General features: G+C 33.7%; 17 protein-coding genes. 7 read left to right on the forward strand and 10 right to left on the reverse strand.

Features of this window, described 5'->3' with window-relative positions; all coding sequences use genetic code 11:
- Positions 1–68 precede the first annotated feature (68 nt).
- Positions 69–1,199, forward strand: a complete 1,131-nt coding sequence (locus SJY34_RS15595; protein WP_400077241.1) for a TlpA family protein disulfide reductase — start codon at positions 69–71, stop codon at positions 1,197–1,199.
- 36 nt (positions 1,200–1,235) lie between these two features.
- Here the strand turns inward: SJY34_RS15595 and SJY34_RS15600 are convergent, their stop codons facing one another.
- Both SJY34_RS15600 and purU read right to left on the reverse strand, forming a co-directional pair.
- A complete protein-coding gene (locus tag SJY34_RS15600) occupies positions 1,236–2,336 on the reverse strand; it encodes an OmpA family protein (protein ID WP_400077243.1) in 1,101 nt (366 codons plus the stop codon).
- A gap of 239 nt (positions 2,337–2,575) precedes the next feature.
- A complete protein-coding gene (purU, locus tag SJY34_RS15605) occupies positions 2,576–3,430 on the reverse strand; it encodes a formyltetrahydrofolate deformylase (RefSeq protein WP_400077245.1) in 855 nt (284 codons plus the stop codon).
- A 145-nt stretch (positions 3,431–3,575) separates the two neighbouring features.
- Here purU and SJY34_RS15610 point away from each other — a divergent pair, with 145 nt between their 5' ends.
- From SJY34_RS15610 to SJY34_RS15620, 3 genes are all read left to right on the forward strand, one after another.
- Positions 3,576–6,992 carry a methylmalonyl-CoA mutase family protein gene (locus SJY34_RS15610; protein WP_400077247.1) on the forward strand — a complete coding sequence of 1,139 codons (3,417 nt, stop codon included), beginning with the start codon at positions 3,576–3,578 and terminating at the stop codon, positions 6,990–6,992.
- A 178-nt stretch (positions 6,993–7,170) separates the two neighbouring features.
- Complete coding sequence (locus SJY34_RS15615) at positions 7,171–9,201, forward strand: TonB-dependent receptor family protein (protein ID WP_400077249.1); 2,031 nt, start codon at positions 7,171–7,173, stop codon at positions 9,199–9,201.
- Between the two features lie 38 nt (positions 9,202–9,239).
- A complete protein-coding gene (locus SJY34_RS15620; RefSeq protein ID WP_400077251.1) occupies positions 9,240–9,854 on the forward strand; it encodes a DEAD/DEAH box helicase in 615 nt (204 codons plus the stop codon).
- 4 nt (positions 9,855–9,858) lie between these two features.
- Here SJY34_RS15620 and SJY34_RS15625 read toward each other — a convergent pair whose 3' ends face one another.
- The gene (locus SJY34_RS15625) at positions 9,859–10,254 is read right to left on the reverse strand and encodes a hypothetical protein (RefSeq protein WP_400077253.1); all 396 of its coding nucleotides are present in this window, start codon (positions 10,252–10,254) and stop codon (positions 9,859–9,861) included.
- Between the two features lie 116 nt (positions 10,255–10,370).
- Between SJY34_RS15625 and SJY34_RS15630 the strand changes: the two genes are divergently transcribed.
- Positions 10,371–10,823 carry an Lrp/AsnC family transcriptional regulator gene (locus SJY34_RS15630; protein ID WP_400077254.1) on the forward strand — a complete coding sequence of 151 codons (453 nt, stop codon included), beginning with the start codon at positions 10,371–10,373 and terminating at the stop codon, positions 10,821–10,823.
- Here the strand turns inward: SJY34_RS15630 and SJY34_RS15635 are convergent.
- From SJY34_RS15635 to SJY34_RS15655, 5 genes are read right to left on the reverse strand one after another with little or no spacing between them, the layout of a single operon-like run.
- Positions 10,820–12,415 carry an amidohydrolase family protein gene (locus SJY34_RS15635; RefSeq protein WP_400077256.1) on the reverse strand — a complete coding sequence of 532 codons (1,596 nt, stop codon included), beginning with the start codon at positions 12,413–12,415 and terminating at the stop codon, positions 10,820–10,822. The genes SJY34_RS15630 and SJY34_RS15635 overlap by 4 nt on opposite strands.
- 46 nt (positions 12,416–12,461) lie before the next feature.
- Positions 12,462–13,208, reverse strand: a complete 747-nt coding sequence (locus SJY34_RS15640; protein ID WP_400077258.1) for a DJ-1/PfpI family protein — start codon at positions 13,206–13,208, stop codon at positions 12,462–12,464.
- The gene (locus SJY34_RS15645) at positions 13,205–14,182 is read right to left on the reverse strand and encodes a YpdA family putative bacillithiol disulfide reductase (RefSeq protein WP_400077260.1); all 978 of its coding nucleotides are present in this window, start codon (positions 14,180–14,182) and stop codon (positions 13,205–13,207) included. The genes SJY34_RS15640 and SJY34_RS15645 overlap by 4 nt, the downstream gene beginning before the upstream one ends.
- 8 nt (positions 14,183–14,190) lie before the next feature.
- Positions 14,191–14,568 carry a VOC family protein gene (locus SJY34_RS15650; protein ID WP_400077262.1) on the reverse strand — a complete coding sequence of 126 codons (378 nt, stop codon included), beginning with the start codon at positions 14,566–14,568 and terminating at the stop codon, positions 14,191–14,193.
- Positions 14,565–15,779, reverse strand: a complete 1,215-nt coding sequence (locus SJY34_RS15655) for an MDR family MFS transporter (RefSeq protein WP_400077264.1) — start codon at positions 15,777–15,779, stop codon at positions 14,565–14,567. Before SJY34_RS15655 ends, SJY34_RS15650 begins: the two co-directional genes overlap by 4 nt.
- A gap of 313 nt (positions 15,780–16,092) precedes the next feature.
- On the opposite strand from SJY34_RS15655, the gene SJY34_RS15660 reads away from it, so the two are divergent.
- Positions 16,093–16,695: a DUF1684 domain-containing protein gene (locus tag SJY34_RS15660; protein ID WP_400077265.1), complete on the forward strand. Its 603-nt coding sequence runs from the start codon at positions 16,093–16,095 to the stop codon at positions 16,693–16,695.
- Here the strand turns inward: SJY34_RS15660 and crcB are convergent.
- Entirely contained in the window at positions 16,692–17,060 is a 369-nt protein-coding gene (gene crcB, locus SJY34_RS15665; protein ID WP_400077267.1) for a fluoride efflux transporter CrcB, read from the reverse strand. The genes SJY34_RS15660 and crcB overlap by 4 nt on opposite strands.
- A 107-nt stretch (positions 17,061–17,167) precedes the next feature.
- Entirely contained in the window at positions 17,168–18,190 is a 1,023-nt protein-coding gene (locus SJY34_RS15670) for an SRPBCC family protein (protein ID WP_400077269.1), read from the reverse strand.
- Between the two features lie 94 nt (positions 18,191–18,284).
- Between SJY34_RS15670 and SJY34_RS15675 the strand changes: the two genes are divergently transcribed.
- Positions 18,285–20,324: a dipeptidyl-peptidase 3 family protein gene (locus SJY34_RS15675; protein WP_400077271.1), complete on the forward strand. Its 2,040-nt coding sequence runs from the start codon at positions 18,285–18,287 to the stop codon at positions 20,322–20,324.
- Positions 20,325–20,375: the final 51 nt, after the last annotated feature.

A 20,375-nucleotide genomic window follows, 5' to 3' on the forward strand; every position in this document is an offset into this window, starting at 1 on the left:
TAGGACAATAAAGATAAATTGTTATTTTTAGCACAGTATTTGATTATACATTGATAAAGACTTCCATTATGAAAAGTTTAAAAAAGAAACACTTTTTATCCTTTGTAGTTTACTTGTTAATTACATGTTATAGTTTCGGACAAATCAAGGTTTCAGAGTTTTTACAAGAATCTAAAATTGCTTCATCAGATAGTAATAAGTTATTTTTTGTTGACTTCTGGGCAACATGGTGTGTCCCATGCATTACGGCAAAAGAGCATTTAGGTGTGTTGCAAAAACAATTTCCTAATGATTTATATATAGTATCACTAACTGAGGAGAACCCATTAAGAGTTGAGAAATTTCTTAAAAAGAAGCCTACAGATCTGGCAGTTGCTATAGATTACGATGGTGAAACTTTTAAAGATTATAATGTAAGAGTATTGCCAGAAGGTGTGTTGTTTAATGCCGATGGAAAAGTGCTTTGGCAAGGCGGAGCGCCAGATCTCAAGAAAGAAATTGTTTCAAGATTTTTAAGACAGCAATCTTCTAAAGCGTCATTAAATTCTTTTTTCAATATTGTTTCAATAGAAGAAGACAGTATTTCAGAATACGTACCAACAGAAAGTTTAGAGATAACACCTTTATCATATGAGGTAGAAGATTTAACAGTCGGAGATGCTGAGGATTATCTAAAATTGACAGGTTCATTAAAGCAGATCATTGGTTATTTGGCAAAAATTTATAAGAATCAGATTGTCTTAGGGGAGGGACTGGATACTAATTATGAAATTTATTTTAAAAAGCCGCTCAATGCAAATGAGAACCTTGCTTTTAAACTTGTTACACAAATGAATCTAGGTGTAGAACGAAAATCTATAGAAGGAGAAGGGATTAAATTTAATGTGGAAAATCCAAGGTTTTGGGACACAAATCAAATTAATTGGGGAAAAAATAATGCCAAGTACTTAGTCGGTGATTCTCAAATTCAAGCAGATAATGTATCACTAAAAGATGTCGCTTATCAGTTAGCATATGTGCTGGATATGCCAGTCATTGTGCCTGAAGAAAATGATGTTAGCTTAAGTATTCACGATTGGGATTTTCATTATAAATTCTTTCAGTTAATGCAATCTGACCTCGAAGATAATTATGGAATAAAGGCAGAAAAGACAAGGATGACTTATCCTGTATATCATATACAAAAAAAAGCTCCATAAAGGAGCTTTTTTATCTTAAAAACGTAAGACTAAATTTTAGTTACTTAAAACTCTAAATTCAGTACGTCTGTTTTGTTGATGCTGATTTTCTGAACAATCAACTCCGTTAGCACATCTATTAGCTAAACGAGATTCACCGTAACCTTTAGCAGATAATCTGCTTCTAGAGATCCCCTTAGAAACTAAATAGTTAACTACAGAGTTAGCTCTTTGTTGAGATAAAGATTGGTTAAAATCATCATTACCTCTAGAATCTGTATGAGACATAATCTCAATGTTTACAGGCTTATCATTTAAAATTGTTAGTAAACGCTCATCAATAACTTTTTTAGATGCAGCAGTTAATCTTGCGCTTCCTAATTCGTAATAAACTGGAATTGGTGTAGCGTTTAATACTTCACAATCAACTTCTTCCCATGTTGTAATACCACCTTTTTTATCTAAAACAGTTCTTGTTACAGTTTGGTATTGTGCGGCGATAGTGTTAGTTGTTGTTGAAGCAGGAGTGTCTACTACTCTTTTCTTAATTGTAGTATACTCAGCAGGAATTTCAATTTCATCCATTCTTGCCGGAGTTTTTATAACTCTTTTTTTGTAAGTCGCTGTTTGCTCTGGTACAGGTACAGAATTTGTACTTGCATCTTTAGTTAAAGTCGTGTAACTCACACTTGTAGATTGAGCTGGATACTCAACAAAACAAGCAGCGACACAATCTTCTTTATTTACAGAAGGACAATCATCCAATACTTTATACTCCCATCCTGAAGTTTGAGGGTAGATTTCAAAAGTTCTAGAGTCGTTACCAAAAGTAGCAGGTACAACTTTTAAATCATTACGGCTTCCTTGCTTAACATAAGAGACGTCAACTGTTTCGTAAGTTGCTGGTACATAAACAAACTTTTTACTAGCTTCTTTTACCAATACTCTTTCTTCTACAGTTTTGTAAGTAGCAGGTACAACCTTTAAAGTTGTATACGCAGGATAGGTCTGAATAGTTTCTTCAACATCTTTAAACTCATCTTTTGTAATACACTTTACATAACATTTTCCTGGTGCTGGATTAGTTGGTAAGTCTTGCGCTTGAGAAAATCCGATTCCAGCAATAAAGCAGACTAATAATAATAGTTTTTGTTTCATAAGAATTAAATAATTAGTTAATGGTTATTAAAATTAAAGCGCGAGATAAATTATCTCACGTATGAGTTAGACACATATTAAATAGTAAGAGTCACAATTAGCTTTAAGTTAGGTGATAAAAGCTAATGATTAAGCAGATAACTAGTTTAAATAAAAATAATTAGGGCGATAAATATAAGAAAAATTAATAAAAAATTAACATAATTTTATGATAAAAAAATAAGTGTAAATCTAAATTTTTACGAAAATATCACTGTCTTATTGTTATATACCATTACTTTTCTGTTGGCGTGTAGCTTAATGGCATTTGATAAAACAATCTTTTCCAGATCACGTCCTTTAGCGATGAGATCTTTTATGGAATGTGAATGCGAAACTTGCGTTACATCTTGTTCTATTATAGGACCAGCATCTAATTCTTCAGTAATGTAGTGACTAGTAGCTCCAATAATTTTTACTCCACGTTTAAAAGCCGAATGATATGGTTTAGCACCTACAAATGCAGGTAAAAATGAGTGATGGATATTAATGATTTTATTAGGATACTTATCAATTAATGTCTCAGATACAATTTGCATGTATCTTGCTAAAACGATAAAATCAACTTTATGTAATTCTAGAAGTTTTAATTGCTCTTGTTCCGCTTCTCCTTTTGTCTCTTTTGATATAGGTATATGATAAAAAGGAATTTTAAAACTATCTGCAATAGGTTTCAAATCAAGGTGATTGCTTAATATAAAAGGAATTTCAAGAAACAATTCCCCTGAGTTGTAGCGACCTAAAATATCATACAGACAATGATCATACTTAGAAACAAACAATGCCATTTTAGGCTTAATATCAGCGGCATATATACGCCATTTTAGTTGAAATTTTTCAGCTAAAGTAGTTTCGAATTGTACTTCAAATTTTTCAGCAGTATAGGAACCTAAAATAAATTCACACTCCAATCGCATAAAGAAAATGTTTTGTTCTCTATCAACATGCTGGTCTATATAAACAATATTCCCATCGTTATTGGTAATAAAATTTGTAACCGAAGCAATGATGTTTGGTTGATCCTTACAATGAATTAATAGTGTGATTTTACTCATAAAATTGAACTTATATGATTTGCTAAAATTAAATAAAATACTAAGCCATATTGGTATTTTCTAAGTTTTAGATAATTAATAATTATTGCTCAAATTTTTTGAATATTCCTTAAATTTGCTCCTTGAATAAGCAAGATTTTTAAGAATGAAACAAGTTGCACCTTATAAACCAAAATATAAAGTACGTATAGTAACTGCTGCATCACTCTTCGATGGACACGATGCTGCAATTAATATTATGCGTCGTATAATTCAATCTACTGGTGTAGAGGTGATTCATTTGGGTCATGATAGAAGCGTAGAAGAAGTTGTAAATACTGCTATACAAGAAGATGCAAATGCCATAGCTCTAACATCATATCAAGGAGGTCACAACGAGTATTTTAAGTATATGTATGATTTGCTCAAGGAAAAAGGCGCTGATCATATTAAAATCTTTGGAGGTGGAGGTGGTGTGATTCTTCCTGAAGAGATTAAGGATCTAATGGATTATGGAATTACCAGAATTTATTCTCCTGATGACGGAAGAGAGATGGGATTGCAAGGTATGATTAATGATTTAGTACAACAATCTGACTTTGCAATTGGTGAACAGCTTAATGGTGAAGTTGATGCGCTTCAAGAGAAAAATCCAAAAGCTATAGCGAGAGTTATTTCTTCTGCTGAAAACTTTCCTGAAGTTGCAAAAAACACACTTCAAAAGATTCATAATAAAAATAAGAATTCTAAAACACCGGTTTTAGGTATTACAGGAACAGGCGGTGCAGGTAAATCATCTTTAGTAGATGAATTAGTAAGACGCTTTTTAATCGATTTCCCAGAAAAGACAGTTGGTTTAGTTTCAGTAGACCCTTCAAAAAGAAAAACAGGTGGAGCCTTATTGGGTGATAGAATTAGAATGAATGCCATAAACTCACCAAGAGTTTACATGCGAAGTTTGGCCACTCGTCAATCTAACTTAGCCTTATCTAAATATGTTAATGAAGCTGTTGAAGTATTAAAAGCAGCTGAATATGATTTAATTATTCTAGAGACTTCTGGAATCGGACAATCTGATACTGAAATCATTGAACATTCGGATGTATCTCTTTATGTAATGACTCCAGAATTTGGTGCAGCTACACAGTTAGAAAAAATCGATATGCTCGATTTTGCTGATTTAGTGGCAATCAATAAATTTGATAAACGTGGTTCTTTAGATGCCTTACGCGACGTTAAGAAACAGTATATGCGTAATAATAATCTTTGGGATATTCCACAAGATCAATTACCTGTTTATGGAACTATTGCTTCTCAATTTAACGATCCAGGAATGAATACGCTGTATAAAGCAATAATGGATAAGTTGGTCGAAAAAGCAGAAGCAGACTTAAAATCTACTTTTCATATTTCTGATGAAATGAGTGAGAAGATTTTTGTCATTCCACCAAATAGAACACGTTATCTATCCGAGATTGCAGAAAACAATCGTTCTTATGATAAGAAGGCAAACGAGCAAGTTGAGGTGGCTCAAAAATTATACGGTATTTATAAGACGCTTGAATCAGTTTTAGATAAAACGCCACAATTAGATAAAGCTGGAATAGATAGTTCATCTGTCAGTTCGAGCGTAGTCGAGAACCAAGATTTTCTTAAGCTATTGATAGCCGAATTCGACCGTGTAAAACTAGATCTCGACCCTTACAACTGGGAGGTCATTACTGGTTGGGATGAAAAGGTAAACAAATATAAAGATCCTATTTATTCGTTTAAGGTAAGAGATAAAGGGATAAAAATTGAAACACATACAGAATCGCTTTCTCACACTCAAATACCAAAAGTAGCTTTACCAAAGTATCAAGCTTGGGGAGATATTTTAAAATGGTGTTTGCAAGAAAATGTGCCAGGGGAATTTCCATACACGGCTGGTTTATATCCTTTCAAAAGAACAGGAGAAGATCCAGCAAGGATGTTCGCTGGAGAAGGTGGACCAGAACGTACCAATAAACGTTTTCACTATGTGAGTATGGGCTTGCCTGCTAAAAGACTTTCTACTGCTTTTGATAGTGTGACCCTTTATGGGAATGACCCAGATTTAAGACCAGATATTTATGGTAAAATAGGAAACGCAGGTGTTTCTATCTGTTGTTTAGATGATGCTAAAAAATTGTATTCTGGTTTTGATTTAGCAAACGTTATGACGTCAGTAAGTATGACCATAAATGGACCAGCGCCTATGCTATTAGGTTTCTTTATGAATGCTGCTATTGACCAGCAATGCGAAATCTATATTAAAGAAAATGGACTTGAAGGCGACGTTGAAGCTAAAATTGCTAAGCTTTATAAAGGTAAAGAGCGTCCTCAGTATAGTGGAGAATTACCAGAAGGCAATAATGGTCTAGGCTTAATGCTTTTAGGTGTTACAGGAGACCAAGTTTTACCAGCGGACGTTTATTCAGAAATAAAGAAGAACACAATTGCACAAGTTAGAGGAACTGTACAAGCTGATATTTTGAAAGAAGATCAGGCGCAGAATACTTGTATCTTCTCAACTGAATTCGCGCTACGTTTAATGGGAGATGTACAAGAGTATTTTATTGAAAATAATGTACGTAATTTCTATTCAGTTTCAATTTCGGGTTATCATATTGCTGAAGCTGGTGCAAACCCAATTACTCAATTGGCATTAACCTTATCCAATGGGTTTACTTATGTAGAATATTACTTAAGTAGAGGGATGGATATTAATAAGTTTGGACCAAACTTATCGTTCTTCTTTTCAAATGGAATCGATCCAGAATATGCAGTAATTGGTCGCGTAGCTCGTAAGATTTGGGCAAAAGCATTAAAACATAAGTATGGTGCAAATCCGAGAGCTCAGATGCTGAAATATCATATCCAAACTTCTGGACGTAGTTTGCATGCTCAAGAAATTGATTTTAATGATATACGTACAACGCTTCAGGCACTATATGCAATTTATGATAATTGTAATTCTTTACATACCAATGCCTATGATGAAGCGATTACGACTCCAACAGAAGAATCTGTTCGTAGAGCAATGGCAATTCAATTGATTATCAATAAAGAACTTGGATTAGCTAAAAACGAAAACCCAATTCAAGGTGCATTTATAATAGAAGAATTAACCGACTTGGTAGAGGAAGCTGTTTTGGTGGAGTTTGATAGAATTACTGAAAGAGGTGGAGTTCTTGGAGCTATGGAAACGATGTATCAACGTTCTAAAATACAAGAAGAGAGTTTGTATTATGAAACCTTGAAACATAATGGTGAATTTCCAATTATAGGAGTTAATACCTTCTTGAGTAGTAAGGGCTCACCAACAGTTCAGCCAGCAGAAGTAATCAGAGCGACGGAAGAAGAAAAACAATTTCAGATAAAAACACTTGAGAATTTACATAAAGCTCACGATTCAGAAGAATTGCTAAAAGATTTACAGAGTAAAGCAGTTAATAATGAAAATATTTTTGAAGCTTTGATGGAAGTATGCAAAGTGTGTTCGTTAGGTCAGATTACGTCTTCATTATTTGAGGTTGGTGGTCAGTATAGGAGGAATATGTAAGCAGAGAACCAACTTTCGCTTTTCTGCGAAAGTTGTGCGAATTGCTTATGCTGAGCTCGCCTCAATATCTTAGAGAACTACTTTTTAAAACGAAGTGAAGAAAGAATCAATTACACAATAATACAAAGTTTAATAAATTATTTAGTTTCACAACTCAAATTTTATTTTCAAACCTATAATGAAATTTCCACTTTTAGTTTTTGTACTTATAGGTTCCTTACTAAAAATCCAAGCACAAAAAGACAGCATTATTCAAACTTTAGAGCCAGTAATCATAAAATCGTACAAGTTTGAAACTATAAAGGAAAAGTTGCCAGCTTCTATTACTGCCAAAGACTTTACACAAAGTCAAAACAGTAGGCAACAACTAAGCTTTAATGATTATTTAATTGATGTACCCGGTTTATTTGCTTTAAATGCCACTAACTATTCTCAAGATTTACGAGTTTCTATTCGTGGTTTTGGTGCACGGTCTTCATTTGGTATTAGAGGTGTAAAAATTATGGTGGATGGTATCCCAGAAACCACGCCAGACGGACAAGGACAAATCGATAATTTAAACCTTGGAGCAATTAAAAACCTTGAGGTGATTAGAGGCTCGTCCTCTGTATTATATGGTAATGCTTCTGGTGGTGTTATTTCAATAAATACCTTAGACACGGTTGATGAAAACTATGTAAATTTTGGGATTACAGGTGGAAATTATGGTATGCAACAATACCAATTCAGTACCGGATTAAAAACGGAGAAGACTAACTTTTTATTACAAGTTAATCATGTAAAAACTAATGGCTATAGAGATTTTTCAGGTTTTAAGAATACGAATTTTAATGGGAGGATTTTTCATTCATTTTCTAACCGTTCAAAATTAAATTTAGTTTTAAATTATAGTGATAGTCCTTATGCGCAAGATGCAGGTAGTTTAAATGAAGACTCTGTAAAAGAAGATAGACGCCAAGCGAGACAACGTAATGTTGATTTTGATACGGAGGAAAGTATTAAGCAATTCAAAATAGGAGCAAATTATAATTATAAATTCAGTCAGTTGACAAAGTTTAATACCTATGCGTTTTTTGCAACTCGCGATTTTTATGGAAAATTACCATTTGAATTTGGTGGAGTCATAGATTTAGATCGAAACTATTTTGGTCATGGTAGTAATATTGATTTTCATACTAAGAAAAAAAATCTTTTTAACAAAATACAATTGGGTTACGAGTTGGCGTTTCAGAATGATTTGAGACAACGCTTTAGAAATTTGGAAGGCGAACAAGGAGATAAAACGTTAGACCAAAATGAGATTTTTAACAATTTCGGTGTCTATGTTTTAGACCAATTAGAAATTAAAAACTGGTTGTTAAGCACAGGTTTGCGCTACGACTCTAACGTTTTAAAGGCAGAGGATAACTTTTTAGACAATGGTGACGATTCAGGCATCATTAATTTAAATGCCTTCAATGTATCTTTTGGTGCGAATTATAAGCTAAAAGATTACCACTACATTTTTGGAAATATTTCAACAAGTTTTGAAACACCAGTATTAAACGAGTTGTCTTCTAATCCATTTACTGATGGTGGGTTTAACGAAGATTTAGAAGCACAAAAAGCGACAAATTACGAAATCGGTTACAAGTTGAAAAACAAAAATACACAAGCTGAATTGGTGTTTTTCTACATTAAAACGAAGAACGATATTGTACCATTAGAGTTAGAAGATGGAGGCGATTTTTTTAGAAATGCGGGAATTAGTGAAAGAAAAGGTGTGGAGTTATCCATTACTAACAAATTTACTGAGCAGTTTAAAATAAATGCGAGTTATACCTATTCAGATTTTAGATACGAAGATTACACCACAAGTAATGGTGTTTTTGATGGGAAAGCATTACCAGCAATTCCGAAGCATCGTGTGTCTTTAAACTCAACATACAATACTAATAAAGGATTGTTTATTCAGTTGCAAGGAAGTCATGTAGGTTCGTTATATGTTAACGATAGTAATTCGGTTAAGGATGATGCATACACTGTTTTAAATTTAAGGTTAAAACAATCGATTAAATTCGAGAAGTTTGCCTTAGTACCGTTTATAGGCGTCAACAATATTTTAGACCAAACTTATAACGACAATATTAGAATTAATGCTTTTGGAGGCCGTTATTTTGAACCAGCTGCAGGATCTAATGTTTATGGTGGTGTACGTTTATTGCTATAAGTTGAAATTTTAATCGTTTAATACATACTTTTGAATTTATGTCCTTTAAGAAACTACATCCCATATTAAAAGAATCGCTAGAAAATGCTGGTTTTGAAGATTCAAATCCATTTCAGAAAAAAGTGCTTCCTACACTTAAAGGTGGAGCAGATGCCTATGTTATTGCATCTAAAGGAAGTGGAAAAACTACTGCTCTTATAATTGCGACAATTCATAAGTTAAAAGCAAAAGCATTCGAAGATTCGCCAAGAGCAATTATTGTTGTTAAGGATAAAAAAAATGCTTTAGCTTTAAAAGAAGAATTCGAGCGTTTTATCAAAAACACTGATTTAAGAGTCTATGCGCTTTATGATGAGTATGACATTGAAAAACAAAAAGAAGAAGTGTATTACGGACAAGACATTGTCATTGCTACACCATCAAGATTAAGTAAACTTTACTTTTTAAACGGTATTCATTTGGGTGAAATACAGTTATTCGCCATTGAAGATGCTGATTATTTAGGCAGAAATAATGCTTATAATCATATTTTACGTTTATCTGAAAGTCTTAGTAAATGTCAGTTTGTAATCATTGCAGACGAGCTGAATTCTAAAATAAAGAATTATCAAAATGCATTTATGAGTAATGCACAGCTTATTAAGCAGAAATAAATGCTTACAAAGTCATCATCCAATGACGTTGTAATTTTTTAAATTTTTTGAGCTCACCTCTAAGAATAGGTAAGTAATCTCTTCCATTACTATTAGAACGCTCAAGTCTTCTACAATTACTATATAATCTTGTTGTTAGGCGATCTAAACTTTCTAAATGTTGATGCTTTTTATCTGAATAACGCTCAAGTTCGGCGTTAATAATCTCTGGAGCAAGATTAGTAGACTGCTGAACAATATCACCAGAAAAATAAATATCATTATCCTCTGTCCCGTCTTCATTTAAATAAGATAAATCAGGATTTAAATACGTCGAGATACTTCGAGACAGCATAATAATATCCATTGCCTTTTTGTAAACAGGCAATTCAGATAAATGCGATGGTAGATTGTAATTCATTTTTCAATAGCAATAAACACGAAATTACGCACTAGAAATGATAATTGACTTTAAATATTAAAGTAATTTAATATATTTGCTTTAATATTTATATTATTATTCCTTAATTTCTTTAAATGAGTATAGATAGCCTAAATTGGAAGATTTTAAAGTGTCTTCAAGAGAATTCTCGCATGTCTAATGTAGAGATTGGAAAACGAGTTGGAATAAGCTCACCAGCTGTAAGTGAGCGTATTAAGAAGATGGAAGATGCAGAAATAATTCAGGGATATACCACTTTTGTATCACCTTTTAAAGCAGGTTATCAATTGAAGGCTTTAATTACATTGCGCGCATTTATGGGCATGCTAAAACCGTTTTTAGAAAAAGTGAAAACTTACGATGAAGTCGTTAATTGTTATCGCATTACTGGAAATGAAAACATAGTAATGGAAGTGGTACTCAAAAATCAGAAACATCTCGAAGCATTTATTGACCAATTAATTAGCTATGGTGAAACCAAGACACAAATTGTGTTGTCTCAAGTGGTAAAACACAGTGAAATTAAGCCATTGATTGATAAACATTAGTTTTTTACACCAGGTTGATTTAAGTTCCAGTTAGTTTTAGCCTTTTCCGCATCTACCATAGCTTTAACTTCAGATAATAATTGTTTTGCATCATAAATAATACCGTCTTTAATAGTGTATTTAACACCACCAACACGAACTACTTTATTATCATCAGTAAGCTTAATGGCTCCAGTGCCATACAATGCTTTTAAGTTTTTTAATGGGTTTTCTTCTACAATAACAAAGTCAGCAAGTTTACCAATTTGAATACTTCCAATTTTATCATCCCAACCCAAAGCTTCAGCTCCATTGAGTGTCGCTGCTCTGATCACTTCTAAAGGATGAAAACCAGCTTCGCGAAGTAGCTCTAATTCCCGAACATATGCAAAACCATAGAGTTGATAAATAAACCCAGAATCTGAACCTGCAGTAACACGACCACCTCTATTTTTATATTCATTTATAAAAGTCATCCATAGTTGGTAGTTCTTTTTCCATTCTATTTCTTGTTCAGTTCCCCAATAATGCCAATAACTACCATGACTTATTTTACTAGGTTCATAGAATTTCCAGAGCGATGGTAACGTATAATCTTCATGCCATTCTGCCCGTCTTGCACGATGCAAATCACGACTCGCCTCATAAATATTAAATGTAGGATCTAAAGTAAAATCTAAATCTAATAATTCATTCATTACCTTATTCCAATGTTCTGAGTGTGGCTTGGCAGCTTGTTGCCATAGTTTACCAGCTTCTTCAAAGCGATGTTGTTCATTTTGGTAATTATAATCTAAAGGGTAATTCTGTATGGTTCTATCTTCAAACAAGGCCTCAGGTAATCCATACCAATGTTCCATAGAAGTTAAACCTGCTCTGGCAGAATGCAAAACATTCCAACGCGCTACACTAAGTTGCGCATGATGGCATGCTGAACCAAGACCTAATTTTTTATTTTCATCAAGAGCAGCTTCCATAATTTCGGGTTCAGCACCGAAAAATTTAATGCCGTCGGCACCGAGTTTGGCGTTTGCTCTTACCCATTCGCGGGCAGCTTCAGGAGTCGAAATAGGTGCATCATTTAATGGGTTAAAGTTTTTAGTAGTTTGCCCAAATCCTGTATAGGCAAAAATGCGAGGGGCGACAATTTCGTTTTTCTCACTTTTCTTTTTTAAATCTAGCGTCCAATCAATACTTCTTCCACTAGGTTCTCTAATGGTTGTGATGCCATGTGCCATCCATAGTTTAAAGACATAATCCCAATCAGCCCCTTGAGCTACACCACCAATATGTCCATGCATATCTATAAAACCAGGTAATATGTACATGCCATTTGCATCTAATTCTTTACCACCCAATTTTAGCTTGGGTCTACGACTATCATTGATTTCTACACTAGGATATCCAACAACTTGTATTTTCGTAATGATATTGTTCTCAACCACGATATCAATAGGTCCTCTTGGTGGTGAACCATCACCATTGATTAAGGTAACTCCACGAATTATAAGCTGCGAAAACGGACCTTCACCTGAAGTTTCATTTTGAGAATTGGAATTAGATAGTGAAACTATTGAAAAAATAAAGCAGAGACTTAGAATTTTAAATGTCATGAATCGTATTTTGGATGGTTAGTTTCCTAAAAATACGCATTAAAATTTATTCAATAATTAAATGTGGAACATCTTCAAGTTTCCAGTCAATAACTAAGCCACCAGCTAAAGATTCAGCAATGGCTTTTCCGTATAGATATTCGCTTAAATAAAGAGCTGCTTCAAAAGATTTAGCTCCACCGGCTGAGGTAATGTATTTTCCATCATGTACAAAAAGGACATCTTTTCTGATATCAAGATTTGGAAACATGTCTCGCATCGCGTCTATATCACTTGGAAAAGTCGTAGAAACTACATTGTCTAAAAGTCCGGCTTTAGCCAAAACAAATGCTCCATCACAATGTGATGTGATAAACTGTGCTTCTTTATCTACGCCTCTAACAAAATCTAACATTACTTCATCCTCTAGATCTGTATCTAAATGATGTTCTGCACTTGGTACAACCAAAATGTCAATCTTTGGCAATGCATCTGTCATATAATTAAAATCTGGCAATAGTCGCATACCTTCAAAAGTTGTAATTGGATTATCTGTATTCGCCACTGTAAATACATTCATGGCTTTTATGTTATCTCTAAATATGGTGTGTTGAAAGATATCATAAGGCGCAGTCAATTCGGTGTTATAAACTCCATCCATAATAAGAAAGGCAACATTGTATCTATTGGGTTCTAACTCAGGAAATTGTTTAATAACAATGTCATCTCGAGCATAGTCGAGAGGCTTTGTTTCTTGAGAATCTTTGCAACTCAAAATTATTAATAGTGTAGAAAGTAATACTAATTTTTTCATTTTATTAATTCAGTTTCAATATGATTTGTAATGATCTTAGCATGAATTCTTGAATTTTCAATAAACCATTTATGAGTTTCCATGCCACCACAAATTACTCCAGCTAAATAAAGGCCTTCAACATTAGATTCCATCGTTTCAGGATTATAACTGGGTTTTTGTTTTTCATCATTCGAAAATGTGATTCCAGATTGTTTTAAAAATTCAAAATTTGGTCGGTAGCCTGTCAACGCAATAACATAGTCATTCGGAATAGTGATTTCACCTTTTGGGGTTTTTACAATTATCGTTTCAGGTTGAATCTCTTTTATTTCAGAATTAAAATAAGCTTTAATACTACCTTCTTCAATTCTATTTAAAATATCTGGTCGCACCCAATATTTTACGCGTTCTCCGATAGTATCACCTCTCACAATCATGGTAACATGTCCACCTTTTCTATAAATTTCTAAAGCGGCATCAACGGACGAATTACTAGCACCAACCACAGCGATATTTTGTAAGGTATATGGGTGCGCTTCTTTGTAGTAATGCGATACTGTAGGTAAGTCTTCTCCGGGTACATTCAACAATTTAGGAATGTCATAAAATCCTGTGGCAATAATTACCTTTTTAGAATTATAGGTTGCCGCATCGGTAATGACTTCAAAACCACCATTATTTTGCTGAATTGAATTTACCTTTTCATATAACTTAATATTTAAATCATTAGAAGTCGTTACTCTTCTGTAATATTCTAAAGCCTCATTTCTATTGGGTTTAGGATTGTTACTAATAAAAGGGATATCATCAATTTCTAATTTCTCAGAAGTTGAGAAAAACGTCATATTCAAAGGATAATTGAATAAAGAATTGGTTAAAGAACCTTTTTCAATAACCGTATAATTCCAATCTCTTTTTTTGCATTCTAAAGCACAGGCTATTCCTATTGGACCTGCTCCAATTATTATAATGTCTGTATTAGAGGTATTCATTTTTTACTTTAATTAATTCGCCAAGGTGGATTCTTTCTGTTTTTTCCTGCATGGTAAATGATAATCTCATGTCCATCAGGATCGCTTAAATGTATATCAGTCCACAGCCAAGGTTGCTCAGTAATTTCGGTATTAAAAGTAATACCTTTTTGTTTTAAGTCTGAAACCGTTTTAGAAAGATTTTCAACTTCAAAATATAAAGTGATTTTATTTCCTATCGGAAGTTCCTCTACCTTCGATATTGAAAATGTTGATTCTCCATCAGGACATTCTAATCGAACATATCTTGGTAAGGCATCAACAATTAAGTTTAAGCCTAGTGTTTGATAAAATGTTGTTGATTTTGTAACATTTAAAGACGATATAGTAACTTGATTTAGATTCATGATTTTTCTTTTTTTACTCTATGATATAACCAATATGATAATATAACTCCTAGTAACCCATAACCAGCTGTTACCAACCAATTGACTTGATATCCATATTTATAGATTATGCTTAAACCTATTTTTGGACTAAAGATATGGGCCAATGAAAATGACATTGAATACAGAGCCATGTAGCTTCCTTCTAAACCTTCTTTAGCTCTGCTAAGGGCAAATCTGTTAGTGTAAGGAAATCCCAGCATCTCACTTAATGTCATTAGTACCATGCTTAAGATTAAAATACCCGTCCAAAAGTTTTGATACAAAACCAAAAAGCTTATTGAGAGTAAAATACAAGACATCATTATATATTTAGTAACAGGAATTATTTGCTTCTCCAAAAAATTTAGAAAAGGCATTTCAAAAACTACAATTATGGCTACATTAAGAAATAGAACGAGTCCTATTTTAAACTCATTTAGATGGAATACTTCATCGTAGTACAAAGGAATTGTAGTAAATAGCTGGAAAAATGCCATTCCGAAAAGAAAACAAATAAAAGAGTGAATCCAGAACGAAGTGTCCTTGTATACAACGTTTTTATCTAAGTTTTTATACTCATTTCGGATCTCTGCAGGTTTTACTTTGGGATCTTTTACCAGATAGCTAAATAGAATTATAGCAATTATGCATGTTAAACCATCAATCCAGAATAATAAGTTATAACCTTTAATAACGATAATTAATCCAGCAAGTGTTGGACCGATTCCCATACCTGCATTAATTGCTAGTCTAATTAAGCCAACAGATCTTGTTTGGTTTTCTGGTTTACTGTAGCCTTTTATAGCTACAAAAATTGCTGGTCTAAAAGTGTCTGCAATAGACATAGTAACTAAAATGCCTATACAAAATCCCCAAAATGAGTCAATGTACTGTAAAGCAATAAAGCACAAGCCTGTTAAGAAAAGACTAGCCACCATTACTTTATAAAAACCTAAGATATCTGTTAGTTTGCCTCCTAACCATGACCCAATAACTGAGCCAATGCCAAAGAAGGCAAAAATAGTACCGATATCAACTTCTGAAAGACCCATATCTTTTTTAAGATATAAGGATAGAAAAGGTATAACCATAGTGCCAGCTCTATTCACTAAGCTTATAAAGGAGAGATACCAAATTTCTTTCGATAGGTCTTTAAATGACTCTATGTAATTTGTGTATAGTTTTTTCATTACGCATTGGTTTTAAGGATTAGATCCTGATTTTCATCAGGATTAGTTCAGTTATCATAATTCAATGCGTAAACTTTTGAATTAAGAACTTCACTAAAAATAAAAAGTCCGACGTTAACGTCGGACTTTTAAATATTGTTTAATAGTATATGTGTATAGCTACAATAGATAATGCGTCCGAATGTTTTCCGAAGAAATAACACAGGTTTGCTTTGTATATCTAATTGTTTGTAACATTATTTTATCTAATAATTGATTCAAAGCTACAATAAAAAATCTTAAGTCGTATTTTTGAAACCTCAAATAATTTGAAATGAAGAATTTGGTATTACTTATTTTATTGGTCTTTTCGGTGAGTTGTGCTCAAGAAAAAAAGACGATTGTTGGCGAAACCGAATGGCAAAAAGAACAGAATGCAGATTTTAAGGATGCCACAAAGTCACCCTTAAAAGATAAGGATAGAAAGACATTTACAGGCCTAGATTTTTTTAAGTTTGATTCGACCTATGTTGTAAATGCCACTTTAAAGCGTACTCCGGATTCAGAGTGGTTTAATATGAAAACCACAACTGACAGACTCACAAAAGAACGTGTTTTCGGAATATTGAGTTTCGAATTAAAAGGACAATCTTTTAAGCTAAATGTTTACCAAGGAAAAGATTTAATGACTACTGAGGGCTACGAAGATTATTTATTTCTTCCTTTTTTAGATGATACTAATGGTTCGACTTCTTATGGAGGTGGCCGTTATATAGGTCTACGTATTCCAGATGGTGATACAATTGTTATAGATTTTAATACCGCTTATAATCCGTTTTGTGCGTACAACGAAAAGTACTCATGTCCGATTGTACCTAGAGAAAATTATTTACCAACAGAAATTGAAGCTGGTGTCAAAGCATTCAAAAAACACTAAGCTTTAAATAAATATAGTCCTAAGAATACCGCCAAAAACCCAATTACAAAACTAGCAATCGTATAAAGTGCAAAACTGGTAAAGTCACCAGATTTTAAAAACACATGGTTTTCATAAGCAAAGGTTGAAAACGTGGTAAACCCACCACAAAAACCTGTTGCTAAAAGTAATGTTTGACTTTGAGATAGGGTTTCATTTTTTGCCGCTAAACCAAGTATGATTCCGATAAGTAAACTTCCTACAATGTTGGCAGCAAACGTACCGTAAGGAATTCCGGTTTCAGAATTATTAAGCCATTTGCCTATGATAAAACGTAAGGCACTTCCAAAACCACCACCAATAAAGACTAATAAGAGTTGTTTCATATATTTTTATTCCACTACAGAATGTTTAACTGTCAGTTCGATCATAGTCGAGAACTGATTTCATATAATAGCATCTCGACTACGCTCGATGTGATAGAAAGGAATATCTATCTTACTGCCACATAAATTTCAGTAATCCATTCAGCAGGATTTGGTTTGCTCATAGGATCTGAAATATAAGTTTCTAGCATTGGACCAGCTTCAATCATTTCCAGATTGTTATCAGCAATATATTTCATAGAGGTTTCCCAAGCTTCTTTTAGATTGGCGTAATCACCTTTTAGGACTGTTTTTACCGCTCTAAAAGATTCTAATTTACCTGTTAATATTTCAGGCTCATTAGAAACAATTTTGGAGTTGGTTGGTATAGCACACGAAAATATAACCGCATCGTTTTCTTCGTCCCACTTATGATATAGTATAAAAGGAGGTCCAGCCATGGTTACATTATTTGATATCGCGTAGGCTCCAACCTTAGGAAGCATTTCTTTCATATTTTTTTCAAAATCACTGAATTTGCAAGACATTGTATTATAAAGATAATACCCTCCACTGTGTTGAGTCACACCTTCAACGTTGATGCTATACACTTTCATTTCAGCCTGTACAACACTATCTAGTTTAAATAAACCGCGTTCAAAATCGGGTCCTGTTTCAGACTCAATAGAACCGGTAAATGTTGTAAACAATTTAGTGATAAAGTCTTGCTTTCCTTCCATATGCCAAGTCACTTTAGTGCCCTCGTCCGAAGGTTCAAAAGTCCAGTCTATATCAGCATTCGCTTCAAAAGGTTTAATGAATTCAATTTTTTGAGAAATAGCAGTATTTGCATCTGCCTCAAGAGTCGTCATTGAGCCTTCACCTAATATCTCACCAATCCAGCTATAACCAGCGTCTTTTCCGACGGTGTTATCTGAATAGGTTAGTGTAGCGTCTTTATCTTGTTCTAACCACGGGGAAAATTCTGGCCATTGTTTAAAATCATTAACCTTGTCATAAATCATGCTTACTGGAGCTTCAATAGTTCGGCTTCGGCTAAATTTATAATCATTGGGTTGTACAGCAACATAAATGGATAATCCTATAATGAGGATTAACAGTAGCAATAGAATGTACTTTAGGATTTTCATGATTGATATATTAGTTGTTTATCAAAGATAGTAATTTTATGATATGTTATATAAATATTACCTTTGTATATAACTCAATAAAATGTACTAACTCATGAAATTAAAATCAATCTTCGCCATCTGTCTTATTGCAGTATTTGCTTTGTCTTGTAAAGATGAAAGCAAAGAAATTGCCATTGATGGAACCAAGAAAATGTCCGAAACTAAGTTCGACTATAATGTTGAGCAATTCGCAGATATTAAAATTTTACGCTACCAAATTCCAGGTTGGGACAACCTGAGTCTAAAAGAACAAAAATTAGTATACTATCTTACTGAAGCTGGTTTGGCAGGTCGCGATATGATGTGGGATCAAAACTACAGACACAATCTTAAGATTAGAGAAGCTTTAGAAAACATATATACGAATTACAGCGGAGACAAATCATCGGATAATTGGAAAGCTTTTGAAGTCTATTTAAAGCGTGTATGGTTTAGTAATGGTATTCACCACCATTATTCTAATGATAAGTTGAAGCCAGAATTTAATGCAGACTATTTAAATGAATTACTCGCTGCAACCAACACAAAACTAGAAGGTGAAGCTTTTGATGTTATTTTTAACGACAAAGATGCTAAAAAAGTAAACCAAGCCAAAGGAGTTGATAATGTCGCTTTATCTGCAGTGAATTTTTACGGACCAAATGTCACCAATGCTGATGTTGAAAGTTTCTACAAAGCTAAAACATCACCAGATCCAAAACGCCCTTTGTCTTATGGATTAAATTCTCAATTGGTTAAAGAAAACGGAGTTTTAAAAGAACGTGTTTATAAATCTGGAGGACTTTATGGTTCTGCAATTGATGAGGTGGTTAAGTGGTTAGAAAAAGCACAAGGTGTTGCCGAAAATAAGGAACAAGGTGATGCTATAGGTTTGTTAATTGAATATTACAAAACAGGAGATTTACAAACTTGGGATGATTACAATGTGGCATGGACAGCAGCAACGGCTGGTAATGTCGATTACATTAATAGTTTTATCGAAGTGTATAACGATCCATTAGGTTATAGAGGTTCTTACGAAACGATTGTACAAATCAATGATTTTGATATGTCTAAAAAAATGGCTGTACTTTCTGAGAATGCACAATGGTTTGAAGATAATTCTCCATTAATGGACGCACACAAAAAAGCGAATGTTGTTGGTGTAACGTATAAAGTGGTGAATGTTGCTGGCGAAGCTGGTGATGCCTCTCCAAGTACACCAATTGGTGTGAATTTGCCAAACGCAAACTGGATTAGAGCCGAAGTAGGAAGTAAGTCAGTATCATTAGGAAACATCATCAACGCCTATAACAATGCAGGAAGCTCAGGGCGTTTAAAAGAATTCGTTCATGATGATGAAGAATATGAATTAGAAGAAACCTATGGACAACTTGCGGATAAATTACATACAGCATTGCACGAAGTTATTGGTCATGCATCAGGGCAATTAAATCCTGGTGTTGGTGAGACTAAAGAAACGTTGAAGAATTATGCATCTACTTTAGAAGAAGGCCGTGCAGATTTAGTAGGTCTGTATTATTTGTACGATTCTAAACTACAAGAGTTAGGCTTAGTAGAGGATTGGAAAAAAGTAGGTATGGCTGCATACGATGGTTACATTAGAAACGGGATGATGGGTCAGTTGATCCGATTGAATCTTGGAGATGATGTGGAAGAAGCACACATGCGAAACAGACAATGGGTTTCAGCTTGGGCTTATGAGCAAGGAAAGAAGGAGAACGTTATTGAGAAGGTGACCAGAGACGGAAAAACCTATTATAATATTAATGATTACGATAAGTTACATGAGCTTTTTGGACAGCTATTACGAGAAACACAACGAATTAAATCCGAAGGTGATTACGCAGCTTGTGAGGCTTTAGTTGAAGGTTATGGAGTAAAAGTAGATCGGGCACTTCATGCTGAGGTTTTAGAACGTAATAAGCAATTTACATCTGCACCATATAGCGGTTTTGTAAATCCGGTTTTAGTACCAGAAATGAATGATGAAGGTGAAATTACAGCAATCAACGTAACACAACCAGAAGGTTTCCCACAACAGATGTTGACTTATAGTAAAAACTATAGCCATCTGCCAGTAGTGAACTAGATTAGAATTCATATGAAATAAAAAAAGCACTTACAGAGATGTAAGTGCTTT

It is taken from the genome of Winogradskyella sp. R77965, assembly GCF_044594915.1.
Classification (GTDB): Bacteria; Bacteroidota; Bacteroidia; order Flavobacteriales; family Flavobacteriaceae; genus Winogradskyella.

Coding starts and splice junctions, on each gene's coding strand:
- SJY34_RS15660 (WP_400077265.1), top strand. CDS start 16,093: ATGAAGAATTTGGTATTACTTATTTTATTGGTCTTTTCGGTGAGTTGT.
- SJY34_RS15625 (WP_400077253.1), bottom strand. CDS start 10,254: ATGAATTACAATCTACCATCGCATTTATCTGAATTGCCTGTTTACAAA.
- purU (WP_400077245.1), bottom strand. CDS start 3,430: ATGAGTAAAATCACACTATTAATTCATTGTAAGGATCAACCAAACATC.
- SJY34_RS15650 (WP_400077262.1), bottom strand. CDS start 14,568: ATGAATCTAAATCAAGTTACTATATCGTCTTTAAATGTTACAAAATCA.
- SJY34_RS15600 (WP_400077243.1), bottom strand. CDS start 2,336: ATGAAACAAAAACTATTATTATTAGTCTGCTTTATTGCTGGAATCGGA.
- SJY34_RS15595 (WP_400077241.1), top strand. CDS start 69: ATGAAAAGTTTAAAAAAGAAACACTTTTTATCCTTTGTAGTTTACTTG.
- SJY34_RS15645 (WP_400077260.1), bottom strand. CDS start 14,182: ATGAATACCTCTAATACAGACATTATAATAATTGGAGCAGGTCCAATA.
- SJY34_RS15635 (WP_400077256.1), bottom strand. CDS start 12,415: ATGACATTTAAAATTCTAAGTCTCTGCTTTATTTTTTCAATAGTTTCA.
- SJY34_RS15640 (WP_400077258.1), bottom strand. CDS start 13,208: ATGAAAAAATTAGTATTACTTTCTACACTATTAATAATTTTGAGTTGC.
- SJY34_RS15610 (WP_400077247.1), top strand. CDS start 3,576: ATGAAACAAGTTGCACCTTATAAACCAAAATATAAAGTACGTATAGTA.
- SJY34_RS15670 (WP_400077269.1), bottom strand. CDS start 18,190: ATGAAAATCCTAAAGTACATTCTATTGCTACTGTTAATCCTCATTATA.
- SJY34_RS15620 (WP_400077251.1), top strand. CDS start 9,240: ATGTCCTTTAAGAAACTACATCCCATATTAAAAGAATCGCTAGAAAAT.
- SJY34_RS15615 (WP_400077249.1), top strand. CDS start 7,171: ATGAAATTTCCACTTTTAGTTTTTGTACTTATAGGTTCCTTACTAAAA.
- SJY34_RS15675 (WP_400077271.1), top strand. CDS start 18,285: ATGAAATTAAAATCAATCTTCGCCATCTGTCTTATTGCAGTATTTGCT.
- SJY34_RS15630 (WP_400077254.1), top strand. CDS start 10,371: ATGAGTATAGATAGCCTAAATTGGAAGATTTTAAAGTGTCTTCAAGAG.
- crcB (WP_400077267.1), bottom strand. CDS start 17,060: ATGAAACAACTCTTATTAGTCTTTATTGGTGGTGGTTTTGGAAGTGCC.
- SJY34_RS15655 (WP_400077264.1), bottom strand. CDS start 15,779: ATGAAAAAACTATACACAAATTACATAGAGTCATTTAAAGACCTATCG.